Here is a 15,761-nt window from a genome sequence, read left to right on the forward strand (position 1 = left end):
CATGTCCCTGCCCAAGATCAACGGCGACGTCGCCCGGCTGTGGGCCGATCCTGAACTGCGCTGGACCCCTGGCGGTAAGGCCGTGGTGACGGTGCCGCTGGTGTTCAACAAGCGCAAGCGCACCGACGCTGGGGAGTGGGTGGACGCCGGCTCGATGTTCGTCCGCGCGCAGGCGTGGGAGCAGTTCGCCGAGAACATCGCCGAGTCGCTGTCCAAGGGCGACGAGGTGATCGTGTCCGGCGAGCTGTCGGTGCGCGACTACGACCGCAAGGACGGCAGCAAAGGCCAGTCCATCGAGCTGGCGCTGTTCGCGATCGGCCCGAACCTCAAGCGCCACATGGCGAAGACGCTGCGAATCGACCGCCAAGGCGTACCCGAGTCCGCGCCCACCGCCGACCCGTGGGGCAACGCGCCCCGCGGCGGCAACTCCACCGACGAACCCCCGTTCTGACCCCGATTCCCGGCCCCAGATTCCCCGTGCAGCCCCGAAACCCGACCGGAGTACCGGATGGACCCCGAAACGCTCAAGGAGCGATCGTGACCAACTCCAGCAAGCCGACCACGCTCGACCCGATCCGGCCCGCCGAGCGGCAGGCCACCCCCGACCAGCTCGCCGTCCTCGACTGGCTCGTGTGCGACCTCCGCGCCGCCGCCTCATGGCACGCCCCTGACTGCGAGCTGATCGACCCGGCCGAGATCACCGCCGCCGACCGGGCCGCCGCCGAAGCGCTCCGCGACTACGCCGACCGGCTCGCCGCCCGCATCGCAAAGACCCGCCACGAACAGCGCCAGGAGACCAAGCCGTGAACGACCCCCGCACCTTGCTCGACGAGCTCGAAGACCGACTCGTGCTGAGCGGCTTCACCCTCGACGAGTTCCGCGACCGGCACCCCGACCGCGTCGTTGCCGTCGACGCCCTGCGCAAGGTGCTCGACCTGACCCCGCCGCCGATACACCCCGGCGACGATCCCGAGCTGCACAACCTCCTGACCGAAGGGTGGTCGACGTGCCTGGACACCGTGCGCCGCACCATCACCGAACAGCTCGGCGGTGCCCGATGACCCACACCCGCAACCGCCGGTCGGCCAAGGCAGCCGGCACCCGCTTCGAACGCGACATCGCCGACTACCTCGCCCGCTATGTCGACGACCGGATCGACCGCCGCGCACGCACCGGAGCGAAGGACCGCGGCGACATCGGCGGACTGCGCACCCCCGGCGTAGTCGGCGGCCGGATCGTCGCCGAATGCAAGAACACCACCCGTGTCGAGCTCGCCAAGTGGGCGGCCGAGACCGAGCTCGAACGCGGCAACGACGACGCCGTGGCCGGGCTGATCGTCCACAAGCGAAAAGGGGTCGCCAACCCCGGGCAGCAGTGGGTGACCTGCACTGTCGATGACCTGGTCGCGCTGCTCACCGGCCACCGCCCGCAAGACGACGACGCCGCGGCCGACGAGTGGGTACAGCGCATGGCCCAGCTGCCCGCCGCCAAGGTGCGGGCGCTGCTGGTCGAGTCGGGATGGTGGCCAGCCGACAAACCGTTCGTCGCCCCGGAGGTGCCCGCGTGACCGCCGCCGACACGCGTGTCGCCGTCGTCGTGTTCCTGGCCGTAGACGACGAAGACGACCGGATCGACCGCCACCACACCGCCGAACTCGCCGTACGGCAGGCACTCACCGCGGCAGGTCACCGCGACGGCCGAAACCTCACCCTGCCCGCACGCTTCCTCGACAACGCCGAGTCGACCGCCACCGTGCACGACGTCGCCGAGCTCGGCCGAGCCATGCGAAGCGGCTACGTGTCCGCCTGGCCCACCCCACACGCCTACCCGCGGGAGGTGTCCCCATGAACGGCCGGAAGTCATCGCGCCGCGTGTCCGTACCCGTCTACCTGCGAGCCGGTGACGGCCCCGAACACCACATCGGCAACGTCGAAGCCGACCCACTCGCAAGCCGCGAAAGCGTCGCCGCGTACCTGCGCGCCGTCGCCGACGAAATCGAACGAACGGAGACCCAGCAGTGACCGCCACCGAAACCACGGAACCGACCGACGACCCCGCCACCGACCCGATCGGCACGGTCCGCGTCCACCCGGACGGCAGCCCCGAGGACCCCGATACCCGCCGCGCCTGGAAGGTCGGCCAGATCGACTCCTTGGCGTGGTGGGAGGACGGGCGGCAGGAGTGGCGTCGAGACGAAGATGTCGCCACCTGGCCCCGCCAGCCCCTCACCGACGTGGCGCGCGTGCTCGGACACTCGGACACGTCCGCCCGCCCGGACGTCGTGCCGGACACGTCCGGACTGCGTACCGAACTCGACAACCTGCGCCGTGAGTTGAGAGAGATCCTTGGTGTCGCCGACGGCGCGAACGACGAATTCCTGTTGCTACAGGTGCGGGGAATGGTGGATCACTGCCTCAGCAGCGAGCCGCAGCCCATCGGCGCCGACATGGCCGCGATCTCCCGACAGGTCAACGCCTACAACGCCCGCACCGATCGCCGCTGACCCGCCATCCCTCGGACCTGCACAGCGAACATCGCGGTGCAGGTCGCCCCACGGAACGGAGGTAGCCCCGTGCTCGACGCCCACACCGAGCCCTGCATCATCGACCGCTGCCAGCGCACCGCCGAGCCCGGCCGTTACGCCTGCGAGCCCTGCGCCGAGCGGATGCGCTGCTGGCTCCGCGAAATCGACGACTACGCCGCCACCCTCACCACGGCACCCGGCCGCGGTGGCGATGGTGGCCGGCGGTCCCCCGGCTACGCCAGCAGGCCACCCGCGAACCTCGATGTGATCGCCGCATTTGACCCGCGCAGCGTCGGACACGTGATCGGACCCGACGACACCGACAGCGCCACCCGATCCATCATCGGCACCATCGGGCGCCTGTGCGGCTGGGTGCACTCCGAACTGCGACGGCTCGACGCGGACCACCACGCGCCGCCACGGGAATTGACGATCACCAGGGGCACCGGGTGGCTGCGCGGATACATCGACTGGTGCACCACGCAGCCATGGGCCGACGATCTCGCCGATGACCTCCACGAACTCCACGCCCAGGTACAGCGGCTCGCCGGAAACTCCACCCAGCCCCTCGCACCCTGCCCCGACTGCACCGGCCCGCTGTGGCCCGTCGGCGACACCGACACCCTCGCAGTCCGGTGCGGGGACTGTGGCGACACCTACAACGGCCTCGACCTGCTGAACATCGTGCAGCAGGTCGCGTGATGACGGGGGCCGCATGATCGGGCGACCTCACCGTGCACCCGCCGTGTCGCGCTGGAGCAGCACCGCCAGCAGCAGCATGATCCGGGCCATGATCACCCTTGACCTTGACCAGCTGCGCGCGAGCATGAAAACCGCGAAGGCCGCCGAAGCCCAGTTTTGGGCGCGCACTGCCGCGCTCGGCGTCCCCGACGGCGAAGCCTGGGACGCACTGTGTGTAGCCCTCGCCGAGATCCAGGACGGCGCCGACCACGCCGACCCGTGGGCCGTTGCTGCCGACCGACACGCTGACCAGTAACGACCGGGTGGGCCTGCGCCGATCGTGTACTTGAGGGGCGACCCTCACGGTCTCGACTTGCTGCGCTTCGGCGCAGCCATCACCCAAGGGGCAGCATGAACGAGCTCGTCGGTTTTCTCCGCGCACGACTGGACGAAGACGAGATGGTCTACCGGCACGCCATGGGCGAGCTTTCCGAAGACGATTTGCCCACCCACCTGTCGGGCAAGCTCGAAGAAACGTTCCGGCGCATCACGGCGCTCAACGGGAAGCCCGAGCGGCGGATGAACGAGGTTTCGATCCTTACACACGTGATCCACACCCGAGCGTTCCTCAACGACTACGAGAAGGATCCGAAGAACACCCTCCGCCAGGCCGCGCTACTGAGGATCGCCGAATCCTACTCAGCACACCCGGAGTACCAGAAGCGTTGGGCATGATGCCGCACCCTCCGATCGTGCGCTACCGCGACGGCCACACCCTGGTCGACCGGGCGAGCCTCGCCCGGCTCACCGGCCGCTCGGTGCACACCATCCGCGGTGCCTGCCCCATCGCCGATCGCGACCGCAGCACCGGCCGACCGCTCTACGACGCCCAGCAGTGCGGCGCGATTCTCGGTTCTATTCCCACCCGAAAAACTGGCGGTCACCGTCATTTGACAGTGACTGCCACTTCTGCTTAGATCACCTTTTGCAGGGAGAGGTGTGCTCGTTTTGCTTGGTTGGACCGTGTACAACTGTCCATAATGGACGTGGCGAGATACTGTTTCGCCACGTCAAACAGCGTACCTAGTCAACCGCCTACCGCGCTTAACATGTAACCGAGTACAGTACCTCGGTGAGGCGGGGTCGGGGATGACTCTGAACGGTTCCGCCAGCTGCGACGGCCAAGCCGAGGCGCTGGGAACGCCTTGGGCCGACTTGGCCGCCGCGTGGGAGGGGCTGTCAGGCCAGTGGCAACATGCCCTGGCCTGCCAGCATCAACCCATGCGCCAGCGTCGCGATCGTGACGATCAGCATGCGCATTGTGCGGTGCCATTCGGCACAGCAGCAGGGTTGTTGCTTCACTCGTCCCACCCCCTTTCTTCCGATCGGGAGCAGTGCGAGCAGGCTACCGGATCACGATCAAGCCCCGTCGTATAGACCCCCCTGTACCTGCAGTTTTGGTCTGTTCGGTATGTACCGAAACCCTGTTCGGTACATACCGAACAGACCAAAGTGGAGCTTGACCAGGGGTGACCAAGCGGCCGCTTCCCCGATCACAGATTCGGACCGGACTCGGGCTCGCGAGCTGCACGAGCAGGGCAAGACCCGCAACGACATCGCGAAAACCCTGGGGCGCTCGCCCTCGACCGTGTCCAAGCTCGCCCGCGAGCTCGGTCTGTCCTTCGCCCGCTCACACCCAAGAAGTGCCGATGGCGCCGGCCGAAACCGGAACCATCGTCGTAGCTCGCTACTTCGCCAATGTGGTTAGCGCTTCTTCGAGCTTCGCCCGCTGATCTTCCGGCGTTCGCGCCGCGGCGTACTGCAACACCACTGCACCACGTCGGAACGCATCCTCGCCGTACTGGTCCGCGATCCTGGTAGCCGCAGCCTCATCCGGGAACGACATGACGGTGACCGCATCTGTCGTGATCATCTGGGCGCAGCCGAGCCGCTCGCAGTTCCCGCTCGTGTTGTCCCGTGGGTTCGGCACCGGCAGGCCGTCACGCTGGAACGCCTCGACCACCTGTTGCGCCGTCGGCGCCTCGCTCGCCGAGCCGCCACCGCACGCCGACAAACCTGCCAGGCACGCGCCCACCAGGGCAGCGGACCACCACCGCATCATCGATTCCTCTCGGTCATCCGGGGTAGCCGAGCGCCACCCCTCGACCCGTACATCGTCGACCGGATCCGATCGAGCATCCGGCAAACGGGTGAACCCATGCCAACAGCACCACCCACCCGATGCAGCGCAGACGGCTGCACCGAGCTCACCACCACCGGCCGATGCGAGCAGCACAAGCGCAAGCCGTGGCAGCAGCGCAGCCGACACCAGCCCCGCGGTCGACTCGCCCGGCGCGATATCGCGTTCAAGGCCGAGCACCTGCGCGTCGAACCGAACTGCCGCAGCTGCGGACAACCCGCCGAGCAGGTCGACCACATCCGGCCCCTGAGCCAGGGCGGCGCGATGTTCGACCACGCCAACGCGCAGAGCCTCTGCGGGCCCTGCCACGACGTGAAAACCCGCGCTGAGAACGCCGCTCGCAACCGATCAGGCGCCCGCCATGCTGACGGGTGGGGGTAGGGGAGTTCAGAGCACAGCGTCCACCAGGGAGGCAGGGCGCCGCCGGAACTCGGCTTTTCGCGTCTCAGAATCCGCGACCGGGGGGATCGGGTGACCGAGGACGACCGCATCCCGTACTAGGTCTTGATTTCGTATGGTATGCGTGTGGTTCTGCGGAGGTACACCCCTGAGGAGTGGCGCGATGACCTCGACGTGTTGGTTCCTTACGGAACTTACGATGAGTCGGCAGCGCACCTCGGATCCCTTCTCGTCGACTTCGATGACCTTCGCGACCTGGTCGAATTGCTGCGGAGTGGTGACCGGTCTGGCCACGAGGTCGAGATTCTCTTTGTGTCGGGAAGGGCAACAGAGGTAGATGACCTCCGGGAAGTGACAGATCAAGAACTAGCCGAAGGTATCTCCGTTAGGGTTGGCAACGTTCTCGTCGAGCTGTATCCAGAGTCAACGCTTGTACGTGGGCCAGGTCTCCTTGTTGCCTGTGTGAAGGACATGTGGGCAAAGTATCGACGTACTCAGGCGTGGTCCAGGTACGGGCGGACGTTTTGGGCACAGTTGCTTTCCTTGAGTTCGGTGTCTCTTACCACCTTCCTGATCGGCTTGTACGGTTTTGCCACCACGCCCAAATGGATCTACCCGACGCTGGTGTTTCTCGCCATAGCAACACCGACTCTTTTGATTCGGCGCCGGCGGCGCGGCACGACCGTGTTTTTCCCTGGAACACGGCAGGAAAGACGCCAGGATCGTCCCTTGCAGAGGCGTCATCGCTTCCAAATGAGCATGACGATGCTCGGCTCGATCGTCGTCCCTGTGATCAGCCTCGTCCTGACCCTGGTTTTGAAGAAGTAGCCGTCTAAAGGAGGTGTCCGTGGGACGTACGGCGCAGCCTGCCGCTTTGAAGCTGCTTCACGGTCGCGGGAACGGCACGGATTCGGGTGGCCGGAAGGTCGCCACGGGCCCCGGTTTCCGCCGGATCGCCCCGGAGGCTCCTGAGTGGTTGTCGCCGGAGGCTGCGGCGGAGTGGGATCGGGTGGTGCCGGGGTTGCAGCGGCTCGACATCCTCAAGGAAGAGGACCGGGCGGTGCTGGCCGCGTTCTGCGAGACGTGGGCGCGGTTCGTCGAGGCGACCCGCGACGTGCAGGACAACGGGCTGACGATCGTGAACCGGTCGACCCGCAAGGACGGCACCGAATCCGAGTGGACCACCACCAACCCGGCGGTCGGGATCGCCAAGGCAGCCGGTCAGGAGTTGCGCGCGTTTGCGGCGCACTTCGGGTTGACACCGTCGACCGAGGCCGCCCTGCCCAAGGGGGGTTCGGGTGGCAACGAAGAGGACGACAACCCGTTCTGACCTGCAGCTGCCCGACGACGCCGAACTGGCGCGGCTGAAGATCAGCCCCGAGGTCGCTTGGTACTTGGCCGATCGCGGTATCCCGTTGCCGGACTGCCCGCCGCTGATCAAGACCCCCGAGCCCCGAGACGTGGCGGGCGCGGTGTTCGACGCCGAGCGCGTCGACAAGGTACTGAAGGCGTTCGGCGCGCTGGTGCATACGCAGGGCCAGTGGGCGGACAAGCCGTTGAAGCCGGACCCGTGGCAGATCGCTTACATCCTCGGCCCGGTGTTCGGGTGGGTTCGCCATGACGAGGACGCCGACGGGTACGTGCGGGTCATCAACAGTCTGTATGTCGACGTGCCACGCAAGAACGGAAAATCGAGCCTGTCGGGTGGGATCGCGATCTACATGGCGTGCGCGGACGGGGAGAACGGCGCGCAGGTCGTCACCGCGGCGAGTTCCGAGCGGCAGGCCGGGTTCGTGTTCGGCCCGATCAAGACGCTGGCCGAGAAGTCGCCGGCCCTCAAGGGCCGGGTGCGGGCGCATCAGAAACGGGTCGTGCACCCGAAGTCCGGCAGCTATATCGAGGTCGTGTCCTCAGCCGCCGACGCCCAGCACGGCGCGAACCTGCACGCCGGGATCGTCGACGAGCTGCACGTGCACAAGACTCCGGACTTGGTCGAGACGATCGAGACCGGCACCGGCTCGCGGACGCAGCCGTTGATCGTCATCATCACCACGGCGGACTCGGGGCGGCGCGGCACGATCTACGACCGCAAGCGGCGCCGGGTCGAGCAGCTGGCCGCCGGGGTGCTCACCGACCCCACCACCTACGGGGTGGTGTGGGCCGCCGAGCCCACCGACGACCCGTTCACCGAATCGACGTGGAGGAAGGCCAACCCCGGTTTCGGGGTGTCGCCGACGCGCGCGTACTTGGCGCGTGCCGCGGCCGAGGCGCAGCAGTCGCCGGCGGACTTGGCGAAGTTCCTGCGGCTGCACTGCGGTTTGCGCACGAAGCAGGAAACCCGGTTTCTCACGCTCGACAGCTGGGACCGCAACGCGTCGATCGTTGACGAGACCCAGTTGGCCGGCCGCGAAGCGTTCGGCGGGCTCGACCTCGCCTCGACCTCGGACCTGTGCGCGCTCTGCTGGTTGTTCCCCGACGACCAGGCCGGCGGCTACGACGCGCTGCTGCGGCTGTGGACGCCTGAGGCGAACCTGCCCGCGCTTAACAAGCGCACCGCCGGTGATGCGTCGGTGTGGGTCCGTCAGGGGTTGCTGACGGTGACGCCGGGCAACGTGGCCGACTACGACTGGATCCGGGCGCAGATCGAGCGCGACATGGACGCCTTCGACGTCCGGTCGATCGGGTTCGACCCGTGGAACGCCACCCAGTTGACCAACGACCTCGCCGAGGACGGGGCACCGCTAGTGAAGGTCCGGCAGGGGTTCGTGACGCTCTCCCCGCCGCTGAAGGAGCTACAGCGGTTGTTGTTGGCCGGGACCGAGGAACGGCCGTTGCTGCGGCACGGCGGTAATCCGGCGTGGCGGTGGCAGGTCGACAACCTCGCCGTGACGACCGATCCGGCCGGAAACGTCAAGCCGGACAAGGCCAATTCCGGCGACAAGATCGACGGCGTTGCCGCGTTGGTCAACGCCCTGTCCGAGGCCATGGCCCGTAAGCCGGTGGCGCGCTCCGCCTACGAGGACGACGACGCCGAGCTGATCATCATCTGAACAGGAGGCCGTGATGCGCGAGTACCGACGGCACCTCGGCCGCCGCGTGCTGCTGCACCTGGACGGCGCGACCCTCGACGGCGTGCTGGTCCGTGCCGATCGCGACACCGTGGCACTGCGCGAGGCCCGGATGCTGTCCGCGCTGGAACCGTCCGACATGGACGGCGAGCTCATCGTGGAACGCGTCGCGCTGGTGTGGATGCAGGTGGTGTGAGGTGGCCGTGTTCTCCTCCGGCGGCCAGCTCGCCGGGTCCGCGTTCCCGTCGCTGTCCACGCCGTGGCAGGTCGACGGCACCGTGATCGTCCCCGATCCCGGCATCCCCCTGGTCGAGGCCGCCAGCGACGCCCCCGGTGTGTGGCGATCGCAGCCGAGCGTGCGCAAGGTCGTGGACTTCATCGCCCGCAACATCGCCTCGGTGCCGCTGCACGTGTTCGAGCGGCGCGGCGACACCGACCGGCGGCGCGTCACCGACCATCCACTAGCGCAGGTGCTCGCCGCACCCGGTCCGCGTGTGACGCCGTTCCGGTTCTGGCACGGCATTCTCGTCGACTTCCTGCTGCATGACCGGTGGTGCGCCCAGCTGCTCCCGAACGCCGACACTCTCTCGGGGTACGAGCTGCGGCGCATCCCCGCATCCCGCATGCGGCTGCTCGACGACGGCTGGGGCCAGGTGGCCGCGGTGCACATCGTCGACCCCGACGGCCAGGCCTCCGAGCACGACCCCGCCGGGTTCGTGTTCGACCACGGCTGGGGCGGGGCCAACGGGGTACCGCCAACGGAGACGTTGGCCGACATCCTCGCCGAGTCGTCCGAGGCCGTGCGATACCGGCGCGGGGTGTGGAAGAACGGCGCGCGCGTGCCGCTGGTCATCCAGCGCCCGGCCGAAGCGCCCGACTGGTCGGAGTCCTCGCGCAACCGGTTCGTCGAGATGTGGCGCCGCTTCACCCGTGGCGGCGGCATGGAGGGCGGAACGCCGCTGCTGGAAGACGGCATGACCGTCGAGAAGGTCGACGCGTTCACTCCGAAGGACGTCCAGGACATCGAGGGCCGCAAGCTCACCGACGCCGAAGTGGCGTCCGCGTACCACATCGCGCCCGAGCTGGTCGGCGCACGCGAGGGCACCTACTCGAACATCGAGGCATACCGGCAGATGCTCTACCGCGACGCCCTCGGCCCGTTCATCACGCAGGTTGAGCAGACGTGCAACGCGCTGCTCACTCCGCAGCTCGACGGCGCCGGCGGGCTCTACGTCGAGGCCAACGTGGAAGCGAAGTTGCGCGGCAGCTTCGAGGAACAGGCCCGGATCTTGCAGGCGTCCACCGGCGGCCCGTGGTTGACCCGCAACGAGGCCCGCGCTCGCGCGAATCTGCCCGCGTTGGAGGGCGCCGACGAGTTGGTGGTGCCGCTCAACGTCACCGAGGGCGGGTTGGCGTCCCCGCAGGACACCGCGCCTGATGAATCCACGAGGGAGTCGTGATGCCGCAGACCAAGGATTTCGGCGCGCGCGTGAAGGCCGCTGGGGACGCTGACGGGCTCGCCGAGGGCGAGTTCACCGCGTTGGTGTCGGTGTTCGGCAACGTCGACTCGGTGGGCGATGTCGTGGTGCCGGGTGCGTTCGCCGACTCGCTCGCGGAGTGGGCTGCCAAGGGTGACCCGCTGCCGGTGATCTGGGCGCACGACTGGTCCGACCCGTACTCGCACATCGGCCACGTCACCAAGGCCGAGGAAACCGGCGACGGGCTGATGGTCACCGGCCAACTCGACCTCGACAACCCCAAGGCGCAGCAGGTCTACCGCCTGCTCAAGGGCCGCCGCGTCACGCAGTTTTCGTTCGCCTACGACATCCTCGACGGCGCACCGGCCGAGCGGGACGGCGTCGGGGTCTACGAGCTGCGCAAGCTGCGGGTGCACGAGGTCGGGCCGTGCCTGATCGGCGCGAACCAGGAAACCCAGCTCCTCGCCGCGAAAGCCCGCCGTCTCGCCGACGGCGCGAAGGCCGGGCGGGTGCTCTCGGCGAAGAACTACGAGGCGCTGCGCGCCGCGTACGAGCAGATCGGCGAAGTCCTCACCGCCGCCGACCAGGTGCCCGACGAGGGCACCGAAAAGTCCTCCGCACCGTCCGGTGCGGACATCCCCGAGCAGGACGCCGGCCAGTCCGGGCCCGCCGCCGCCAGCGACCCCGACGGGTCGCCCGCGAAGTCGGCCAGCCCGAGGCCCGCCCAGGTGGCCGCTTGGTCGCAACTCCATTCGCTACTGACGGGAGACCGTAATGCCGACGCTGCGTGAGCAGTACCAGGCGACCCTGTCGCGCGCGGCCGAGCTGGCCAAGAGCGCGACCGACGAGGGCCGCGAGTTCACCGACGACGAAGTCACCGAGGTCACCGAGCTCAAGGTCAAGGCCGACGAGCTCGGCGCGAAGGTCAAGGCCGCCGACGAGGCTCAGGCCGCCGCCGCCGAGCTGGCGGGCAAGTCCGCCACCGCCACCGCGGTCACCTCGACCCGCGACCGCGACGAGGACGCCGACGCCGCCACGTTCGGTGAGGCGTTCGTGAAGTCCGCCGCCTACAAGGAGTTCCGCGCCGAGCACCCGGCGGGCGTGGGGCAGGGCACGCCGGTCAACATCGGCCGCGTCAAGGTCGGCACGGCCGCCGACTGGTTCGCCCGCCGCAAGGCCACGATCGACACCACCGTGGCCCGCATTCAGCCGGTGCGGATGCCGATGGTCGACATGATCGACCGCGACCGGCTGACGCTGCTGGACCTGATCGACCGAGGCCGGACCGACGGCAACTTCGAGTACGTCCAGGTCACGTCGGTGACGCGCAACGCCGCGATCGTGGGCGAGGGCAACCTCAAGCCGGTCAGCGACCTGGCAACGCAGCTGGCCGACGCCAAGGTCTACACCTACGCCGACGGCTACGACGTCACCAACCAGCTGCTCGCCGACGCCCCGGCGTTCGCCTCCTACATGAACAACGAGCTGCGCTACTCGCTCGACTCCGTGGTCGAGGACAAGCTGCTCAACGGCAGCGGCGCGAACGGCGAACCGCGTGGCCTGCTCAACACCACCGGCGTGCAGGAGCAGACCTACACCGCCGGCGCCGACGCCAAGGAGCTCGTGCGGGCGATCCGCAAGGGCATCACCAAGGTCACCCGCTTGCAGGGCGGCCAGGTCACCGCGGTTCTGATGAACCCCGAGGACGACGAAGCGCTGGACCTCATGGAAGACGCCAACGGACGCTTCTACGGGCAGGGCCCGTTCAGCTCCGGCCCGGCAACGATCTGGGGCCGCCCGCGCGCGATCTCCGAGCGGGTGCCGGCCGGAACCGTGATCCTCGGCGACTTCAAGCAGATGGCGCTGCTGGACCGCGAGGGCCTGAGCGTGCTGGCGTTCAACCAGCACAAGGACTACGCGCAGCGGAATATGACCTACGTTCGCGCCGAGCTGCGCGCCGCGCAGGTCATTTGGAAGCCCAACCGCCTGGTCGTCGTCAAGACCGCTGCGGCTGCCGGCTGATGGACGCCGAGCACCGCATGGTGACGGTGAACGGCATCCGCTACCGGATCGAGGACGCCCAGCGTCTCGGCCTGGTGGCGGATGCCGCCGCCGACACCGTCACCGCGGAACCCGAGGCGGACACCAAGACCACCGAGAAGCCCGTGCGCCACAAGGCACGTCGACCGGCAAGGGGTGCGCATGGCGGAAACGACACCGCTGGCTGACCCGGCCGCCCTCGCCCGGCTCACCGGGTTGCCAGCCGACGACCCGGACCTGCTCGACGCCCTCAACCGGGCGTCCGAGCGGTTCCGGGGCGCGGTCGGGCACCCGGTGACCGCCGTGGAGCGCGACGACATCGTGGTGGACGGGGACGGGTCGCGGTCGCTGCTGCTGCCCGCCGTCCCTGTCACCGCCGTGCACTCGGTCAAGGTCGACGGCAAGCCCGTCACCGGCTACCAGTGGTCGCGCACCGGGGCGCTGCGCTCGGCCGGGTGCTGGCCGGATCGGCTCGGCGCCGTCCGAGTCGTCTACGACCACGGCTATCCGCCGGGTGAGGTTCCGGGCGACATCGCCGATGCCGTGCTGGAGCAGGCGCAGATGATTCTCGACCAGACGCCCGGCGTGGCGTCGATGTCCACCGGGGGCGTCTCGGTGTCCTACCTGCGTGTCGGAGTCACCGAGGCGTGGTCGCAAGCCGTGGAGCGGCACCGGATCGGGCGGGGTGATGCAGCGTGATCTACGGCGACACCATCACCATCCTGCGCGCACCCGTCACCACCGACCGCTACGGCAACGAGGTGCGCGACTGGCCCAACGCCACCCGCACCACCGTCGCCGGGGTGTCGGTGCAGCCACGTTCGGCGACCGAATCCGGCAGCGATGAGGCGCGGGAGATGGTGACCACCGGCTGGAGGATCTTCACCCGTGCCGGGGTCGATCTCGACGTGGAACCGATCGACCGCATCGAGTGGTCCGGCCGAACCCTGGAAGTCATCGGGGAAATCGCCCGGTGGCCGCACCCGGTCCGGCCCACCGCGGTGCACCACGTTGAGCTCGACGTGCAGAGGTGGAGCGGCTGATGGCGCGTGCTCAGATCCGCATCACCGACCGGGAGTGGCGGCGCATCGTCGCGCTGCCCAGCGTTCGCGCCGCACTGCGCCAGCGTGCGCAGGCTATCGCCGGGCGGGCCCGTGGCATCGCCGCCACCGAAACGCCCAGCGCCTCGATCATCACTGAAGAGGGCACCCGACCGCAGGGCCGCACCTACGCCCGTGTCGCCAGCGACGACCCCGAGGGCGAGTTCGGCACCCAGACCCGACAGCGGCGCCGCGTGCTCGGCCGCGCCGCGAACACCAAGGAGTAGAACCGATGCAGCGAGTTGAGATCGCGTTCGACGCCGACCTGTCCCGCATCGGCAAGACCGTGGAGGTCGACGAGGACCAGGCGGCCACGATGATCCGTGAAGGCCGGGCCCGTCTGGCGCCGGCCACCGGCCCGAAGCCCGGGAAGGCCGCGCCGCCGAAGCCCACCAAGGCGGCGAGCGAGACGTGATCGACCCCGAGGCGCTGGTGGTCGACTGGCTGCGCGAGCGGCTGCCCGGCGTCCGGGTCCTGGTCGACCTGCCCGCGAAGTTCGACGAGACATTGCCGGTGGTGCAGGTGACCTGCATCGGCGGCGCCGGCCAGTGGCAGCCCTGGAACCCCGGCACCGCGCCGCTGGCCCGCCAGGCACGCATCGACGTCGACGCCTTCGCCGCCACCCGCGAGCAGGCCGCCGACCTCGCCGTGCAGGTGTCCAACGAGCTGTTCGCGCTGCGCGGCCACGGCAACCAGTGGGGTGCCGTCGCCGCCGTGCTGCAGGAGTCCGGGCCCGCGTGGCGACCGGACTACAACCCGAACATCCGCCGGTTCGGGCTGACCGACGTGCTCACCATCCGGCCCGCGTAGGCCACCCCCCACCCGATCCGCGAACCCCGCCACCGTGCGGGGGTTTTCGCATGTCCACTTTGGAGTTTCCTATGGCTCTCAATGCAGAGTTGGCGCGGCTGGGCGTGACCGGCGCGCTCTACACCGGCCCTGTCGGCACCACCGCCCCGACCGGTCTCGACGCGTGGGCGTCCGGCATGGTCGACCTCGGCTACATCTCCGAGGACGGCATCACCGAGTCCACCGACGAGGACAAGCAGGAGTTCACCCCCTGGCAGTCCTCGACGCCGATCCGCACCGAGATCACCCGCTCCACCAAGACGTTCCAGGCCACGCTGTGGGAGTCGAACTTCAACACGATCAGCCTGTACTACCGGGTCGGGCTGGAGGACATGACCCAGACCGGCACCGGCGCGGATGCGGTCGTGTCGTTCGCGGAGAAGGGCAAGCCCAAGCGGGACCTGCGTGCGTTCGGCATCGACGTCATCGACGGCACCTATCACCGGCGGATCTTCCTGCCCTACGCCGAGGTCACCGAGCGCGGCGAGATCACCTACAAGTCCGACACGTTGATCGGCTACCAGGTCACCATCACCGCCTACCCCGGGACCGACGAAATCTCGGTGCTGCGGCTGTTCAAGGAGGGGTGGACGCTCCCCGCGGCCCCGCCCGAGCAGCCCGCCGGCTGACCGGCGCCCCGGGACGGGGGCCGCCGTGGCGTCCTGGTGAGCACGCCCGGCGGCCCCTACCTGCTCACCACCAGCTCACCAGGAAGAGAGATCCCCCGTGTCCGACATCGATATGGATGCGATCCTCGCGCAGCGCGAGGAAAAGACCGGCTCCGCCGACACGTTCAGCTTCACGTTCAAGGGCGAACGCTGGGTGGCCAAGGACCCGGTCATGGCCGACGACGCCTGGAAGGACGACCTCGCCGACCTGGCCACCGATGTCGAGGTGGCCGAGCACTACATGGGCGCCGAGCAGTACGCCAAGTTCATCGAGGCCGGCGGCCGCAACGGCGTAGTGCTGCTCGCCGTCGCCGAGCACACGAAGCGGATGCAGGCCGAGGACCGAGACGGACGCCCTACACGATCGTCGGTCTCCTCGGCCAGGCGCCGGAAGCGATAGAGGCCGACCTCTGCGCGACGTACGCGCCGCGCGATCCCATCGCGGAGTTCTGGCGCGGCGAAATCACGCTGCGCCACCTCCGCGTCCTGATCGAGAACTTGCCGCCCGGCGGCGCGTTCGCACGCGCCCGGGGCGACGGGTGGACCGACCTTGAGCACCTGGTGGCCAACGTGGTCGACGCCGTGCAGGGCTCGGCCTACTCGGTCGTCGGCGCGCTCGGTGCGAAACCGAAGCGGCCGAAACCGCAACGGCGCCCCGGTGGGAAGGACGCCAACCGGCTCGGCGACTGCGGCGGCTACTCCACAGAAGACGTCGTCGCGTACCTCGACAGCCTCAAACCCGCAGCAGCGTAAA

The 15,761-nt window shown here is 68.8% G+C and carries 31 protein-coding genes; 29 read left to right on the top strand and 2 right to left on the bottom strand.

What is annotated here, in order from left to right:
• The first annotated feature begins 1 nt into the window (after position 1).
• From ssb to ACWCO2_RS24370, 11 genes are all read left to right on the top strand, one after another.
• Positions 2-451 (top strand): single-stranded DNA-binding protein, encoded by a 450-nt coding sequence (gene ssb / locus ACWCO2_RS24320; protein WP_450130060.1) that lies wholly within the window; start codon positions 2-4, stop codon positions 449-451.
• Between the two features lie 86 nt (positions 452-537).
• Positions 538-807 carry a hypothetical protein gene (locus ACWCO2_RS24325; protein WP_450130061.1) on the top strand — a complete coding sequence of 90 codons (270 nt, stop codon included), beginning with the start codon at positions 538-540 and terminating at the stop codon, positions 805-807.
• Positions 804-1,061, top strand: coding sequence for a hypothetical protein (locus tag ACWCO2_RS24330; protein WP_450130062.1), 258 nt, complete (start codon positions 804-806; stop codon positions 1,059-1,061). Before ACWCO2_RS24325 ends, ACWCO2_RS24330 begins: the two co-directional genes overlap by 4 nt.
• Complete coding sequence (locus ACWCO2_RS24335; RefSeq protein WP_450130063.1) at positions 1,058-1,567, top strand: hypothetical protein; 510 nt, start codon at positions 1,058-1,060, stop codon at positions 1,565-1,567. The genes ACWCO2_RS24330 and ACWCO2_RS24335 overlap by 4 nt, the downstream gene beginning before the upstream one ends.
• Complete coding sequence (locus tag ACWCO2_RS24340; protein WP_450130064.1) at positions 1,564-1,848, top strand: hypothetical protein; 285 nt, start codon at positions 1,564-1,566, stop codon at positions 1,846-1,848. Before ACWCO2_RS24335 ends, ACWCO2_RS24340 begins: the two co-directional genes overlap by 4 nt.
• On the top strand, positions 1,845-2,021 hold the full coding sequence (locus ACWCO2_RS24345; RefSeq protein ID WP_450130065.1) for a hypothetical protein: 177 nt from the start codon (positions 1,845-1,847) through the stop codon (positions 2,019-2,021). The genes ACWCO2_RS24340 and ACWCO2_RS24345 overlap by 4 nt, the downstream gene beginning before the upstream one ends.
• Positions 2,018-2,503 carry a hypothetical protein gene (locus ACWCO2_RS24350; protein WP_450130066.1) on the top strand — a complete coding sequence of 162 codons (486 nt, stop codon included), beginning with the start codon at positions 2,018-2,020 and terminating at the stop codon, positions 2,501-2,503. The genes ACWCO2_RS24345 and ACWCO2_RS24350 overlap by 4 nt, the downstream gene beginning before the upstream one ends.
• Before the next feature lie 69 nt (positions 2,504-2,572).
• Positions 2,573-3,226 (top strand): hypothetical protein, encoded by a 654-nt coding sequence (locus ACWCO2_RS24355; protein WP_450130067.1) that lies wholly within the window; start codon positions 2,573-2,575, stop codon positions 3,224-3,226.
• An 88-nt stretch (positions 3,227-3,314) separates the two neighbouring features.
• Positions 3,315-3,521 (top strand): hypothetical protein, encoded by a 207-nt coding sequence (locus ACWCO2_RS24360; protein ID WP_450130068.1) that lies wholly within the window; start codon positions 3,315-3,317, stop codon positions 3,519-3,521.
• Positions 3,522-3,616: 95 nt separating this feature from the next.
• Complete coding sequence (locus ACWCO2_RS24365; protein ID WP_450130069.1) at positions 3,617-3,940, top strand: DUF6221 family protein; 324 nt, start codon at positions 3,617-3,619, stop codon at positions 3,938-3,940.
• A gap of 17 nt (positions 3,941-3,957) precedes the next feature.
• Positions 3,958-4,182, top strand: a complete 225-nt coding sequence (locus ACWCO2_RS24370; RefSeq protein WP_450130070.1) for a hypothetical protein — start codon at positions 3,958-3,960, stop codon at positions 4,180-4,182.
• A gap of 262 nt (positions 4,183-4,444) precedes the next feature.
• Here the strand turns inward: ACWCO2_RS24370 and ACWCO2_RS24375 are convergent, their stop codons facing one another.
• A complete protein-coding gene (locus ACWCO2_RS24375; RefSeq protein ID WP_450130071.1) occupies positions 4,445-4,567 on the bottom strand; it encodes a hypothetical protein in 123 nt (40 codons plus the stop codon).
• A gap of 109 nt (positions 4,568-4,676) precedes the next feature.
• On the opposite strand from ACWCO2_RS24375, the gene ACWCO2_RS24380 reads away from it, so the two are divergent.
• Positions 4,677-4,973, top strand: coding sequence for a helix-turn-helix domain-containing protein (locus ACWCO2_RS24380; protein WP_450130072.1), 297 nt, complete (start codon positions 4,677-4,679; stop codon positions 4,971-4,973).
• On the opposite strand, the gene ACWCO2_RS24385 is transcribed toward ACWCO2_RS24380, so the two are convergent.
• A complete protein-coding gene (locus ACWCO2_RS24385) occupies positions 4,953-5,324 on the bottom strand; it encodes a hypothetical protein (RefSeq protein ID WP_450130073.1) in 372 nt (123 codons plus the stop codon). The two genes, ACWCO2_RS24380 and ACWCO2_RS24385, sit on opposite strands and share 21 nt — an antisense overlap.
• A gap of 99 nt (positions 5,325-5,423) precedes the next feature.
• On the opposite strand from ACWCO2_RS24385, the gene ACWCO2_RS24390 reads away from it, so the two are divergent.
• The 17 genes from ACWCO2_RS24390 to ACWCO2_RS24470 all read left to right on the top strand — a co-directional run bounded on the left by ACWCO2_RS24390 (position 5,424) and on the right by ACWCO2_RS24470 (position 15,760).
• Positions 5,424-5,786 carry an HNH endonuclease gene (locus ACWCO2_RS24390; RefSeq protein WP_450130074.1) on the top strand — a complete coding sequence of 121 codons (363 nt, stop codon included), beginning with the start codon at positions 5,424-5,426 and terminating at the stop codon, positions 5,784-5,786.
• A gap of 144 nt (positions 5,787-5,930) precedes the next feature.
• Positions 5,931-6,632, top strand: coding sequence for a hypothetical protein (locus ACWCO2_RS24395; RefSeq protein ID WP_450130075.1), 702 nt, complete (start codon positions 5,931-5,933; stop codon positions 6,630-6,632).
• Positions 6,633-6,678: 46 nt separating this feature from the next.
• Entirely contained in the window at positions 6,679-7,134 is a 456-nt protein-coding gene (locus ACWCO2_RS24400; protein WP_450130076.1) for a phage terminase small subunit P27 family, read from the top strand.
• On the top strand, positions 7,103-8,854 hold the full coding sequence (locus ACWCO2_RS24405; protein ID WP_450130077.1) for a terminase large subunit: 1,752 nt from the start codon (positions 7,103-7,105) through the stop codon (positions 8,852-8,854). The genes ACWCO2_RS24400 and ACWCO2_RS24405 overlap by 32 nt, the downstream gene beginning before the upstream one ends.
• Before the next feature lie 13 nt (positions 8,855-8,867).
• A complete protein-coding gene (locus ACWCO2_RS24410) occupies positions 8,868-9,068 on the top strand; it encodes a hypothetical protein (RefSeq protein ID WP_177227030.1) in 201 nt (66 codons plus the stop codon).
• A 1-nt stretch (position 9,069) separates the two neighbouring features.
• A complete protein-coding gene (locus ACWCO2_RS24415) occupies positions 9,070-10,332 on the top strand; it encodes a phage portal protein (RefSeq protein ID WP_450130078.1) in 1,263 nt (420 codons plus the stop codon).
• Complete coding sequence (locus ACWCO2_RS24420; RefSeq protein WP_450130079.1) at positions 10,332-11,141, top strand: HK97 family phage prohead protease; 810 nt, start codon at positions 10,332-10,334, stop codon at positions 11,139-11,141. Before ACWCO2_RS24415 ends, ACWCO2_RS24420 begins: the two co-directional genes overlap by 1 nt.
• Positions 11,125-12,372, top strand: coding sequence for a phage major capsid protein (locus tag ACWCO2_RS24425; protein ID WP_450130080.1), 1,248 nt, complete (start codon positions 11,125-11,127; stop codon positions 12,370-12,372). The genes ACWCO2_RS24420 and ACWCO2_RS24425 overlap by 17 nt, the downstream gene beginning before the upstream one ends.
• A complete protein-coding gene (locus tag ACWCO2_RS24430; RefSeq protein ID WP_450130081.1) occupies positions 12,372-12,578 on the top strand; it encodes a hypothetical protein in 207 nt (68 codons plus the stop codon). Before ACWCO2_RS24425 ends, ACWCO2_RS24430 begins: the two co-directional genes overlap by 1 nt.
• Positions 12,553-13,089 (top strand): hypothetical protein, encoded by a 537-nt coding sequence (locus ACWCO2_RS24435; protein WP_450130082.1) that lies wholly within the window; start codon positions 12,553-12,555, stop codon positions 13,087-13,089. Before ACWCO2_RS24430 ends, ACWCO2_RS24435 begins: the two co-directional genes overlap by 26 nt.
• On the top strand, positions 13,086-13,433 hold the full coding sequence (locus ACWCO2_RS24440; protein ID WP_450130083.1) for a hypothetical protein: 348 nt from the start codon (positions 13,086-13,088) through the stop codon (positions 13,431-13,433). The genes ACWCO2_RS24435 and ACWCO2_RS24440 overlap by 4 nt, the downstream gene beginning before the upstream one ends.
• Positions 13,433-13,717, top strand: coding sequence for a hypothetical protein (locus tag ACWCO2_RS24445; protein WP_450130084.1), 285 nt, complete (start codon positions 13,433-13,435; stop codon positions 13,715-13,717). Before ACWCO2_RS24440 ends, ACWCO2_RS24445 begins: the two co-directional genes overlap by 1 nt.
• 5 nt (positions 13,718-13,722) lie before the next feature.
• Positions 13,723-13,905 (top strand): hypothetical protein, encoded by a 183-nt coding sequence (locus ACWCO2_RS24450; protein ID WP_450130085.1) that lies wholly within the window; start codon positions 13,723-13,725, stop codon positions 13,903-13,905.
• Entirely contained in the window at positions 13,902-14,300 is a 399-nt protein-coding gene (locus ACWCO2_RS24455) for a phage tail termination protein (RefSeq protein WP_450130086.1), read from the top strand. Before ACWCO2_RS24450 ends, ACWCO2_RS24455 begins: the two co-directional genes overlap by 4 nt.
• Positions 14,301-14,371: 71 nt before the next feature.
• Positions 14,372-14,968 (top strand): phage tail tube protein, encoded by a 597-nt coding sequence (locus tag ACWCO2_RS24460; RefSeq protein ID WP_450130087.1) that lies wholly within the window; start codon positions 14,372-14,374, stop codon positions 14,966-14,968.
• A gap of 97 nt (positions 14,969-15,065) precedes the next feature.
• Positions 15,066-15,407 carry a hypothetical protein gene (locus ACWCO2_RS24465; protein ID WP_450130088.1) on the top strand — a complete coding sequence of 114 codons (342 nt, stop codon included), beginning with the start codon at positions 15,066-15,068 and terminating at the stop codon, positions 15,405-15,407.
• 98 nt (positions 15,408-15,505) lie between these two features.
• Complete coding sequence (locus ACWCO2_RS24470; RefSeq protein WP_450130089.1) at positions 15,506-15,760, top strand: hypothetical protein; 255 nt, start codon at positions 15,506-15,508, stop codon at positions 15,758-15,760.
• Position 15,761 lies beyond the last annotated feature (1 nt).

Source organism: Saccharopolyspora sp. NPDC002376 (genome assembly GCF_053593195.1).

Coding starts and splice junctions, on each gene's coding strand:
- ssb (WP_450130060.1), top strand. CDS start 2: ATGTCCCTGCCCAAGATCAACGGCGACGTCGCCCGGCTGTGGGCCGAT.
- ACWCO2_RS24335 (WP_450130063.1), top strand. CDS start 1,058: ATGACCCACACCCGCAACCGCCGGTCGGCCAAGGCAGCCGGCACCCGC.
- ACWCO2_RS24345 (WP_450130065.1), top strand. CDS start 1,845: ATGAACGGCCGGAAGTCATCGCGCCGCGTGTCCGTACCCGTCTACCTG.
- ACWCO2_RS24360 (WP_450130068.1), top strand. CDS start 3,315: ATGATCACCCTTGACCTTGACCAGCTGCGCGCGAGCATGAAAACCGCG.
- ACWCO2_RS24365 (WP_450130069.1), top strand. CDS start 3,617: ATGAACGAGCTCGTCGGTTTTCTCCGCGCACGACTGGACGAAGACGAG.
- ACWCO2_RS24380 (WP_450130072.1), top strand. CDS start 4,677: ATGTACCGAAACCCTGTTCGGTACATACCGAACAGACCAAAGTGGAGC.
- ACWCO2_RS24385 (WP_450130073.1), bottom strand. CDS start 5,324: ATGCGGTGGTGGTCCGCTGCCCTGGTGGGCGCGTGCCTGGCAGGTTTG.
- ACWCO2_RS24390 (WP_450130074.1), top strand. CDS start 5,424: ATGCCAACAGCACCACCCACCCGATGCAGCGCAGACGGCTGCACCGAG.
- ACWCO2_RS24410 (WP_177227030.1), top strand. CDS start 8,868: ATGCGCGAGTACCGACGGCACCTCGGCCGCCGCGTGCTGCTGCACCTG.
- ACWCO2_RS24420 (WP_450130079.1), top strand. CDS start 10,332: ATGCCGCAGACCAAGGATTTCGGCGCGCGCGTGAAGGCCGCTGGGGAC.
- ACWCO2_RS24425 (WP_450130080.1), top strand. CDS start 11,125: ATGCCGACGCTGCGTGAGCAGTACCAGGCGACCCTGTCGCGCGCGGCC.
- ACWCO2_RS24430 (WP_450130081.1), top strand. CDS start 12,372: ATGGACGCCGAGCACCGCATGGTGACGGTGAACGGCATCCGCTACCGG.
- ACWCO2_RS24435 (WP_450130082.1), top strand. CDS start 12,553: ATGGCGGAAACGACACCGCTGGCTGACCCGGCCGCCCTCGCCCGGCTC.
- ACWCO2_RS24445 (WP_450130084.1), top strand. CDS start 13,433: ATGGCGCGTGCTCAGATCCGCATCACCGACCGGGAGTGGCGGCGCATC.
- ACWCO2_RS24450 (WP_450130085.1), top strand. CDS start 13,723: ATGCAGCGAGTTGAGATCGCGTTCGACGCCGACCTGTCCCGCATCGGC.
- ACWCO2_RS24460 (WP_450130087.1), top strand. CDS start 14,372: ATGGCTCTCAATGCAGAGTTGGCGCGGCTGGGCGTGACCGGCGCGCTC.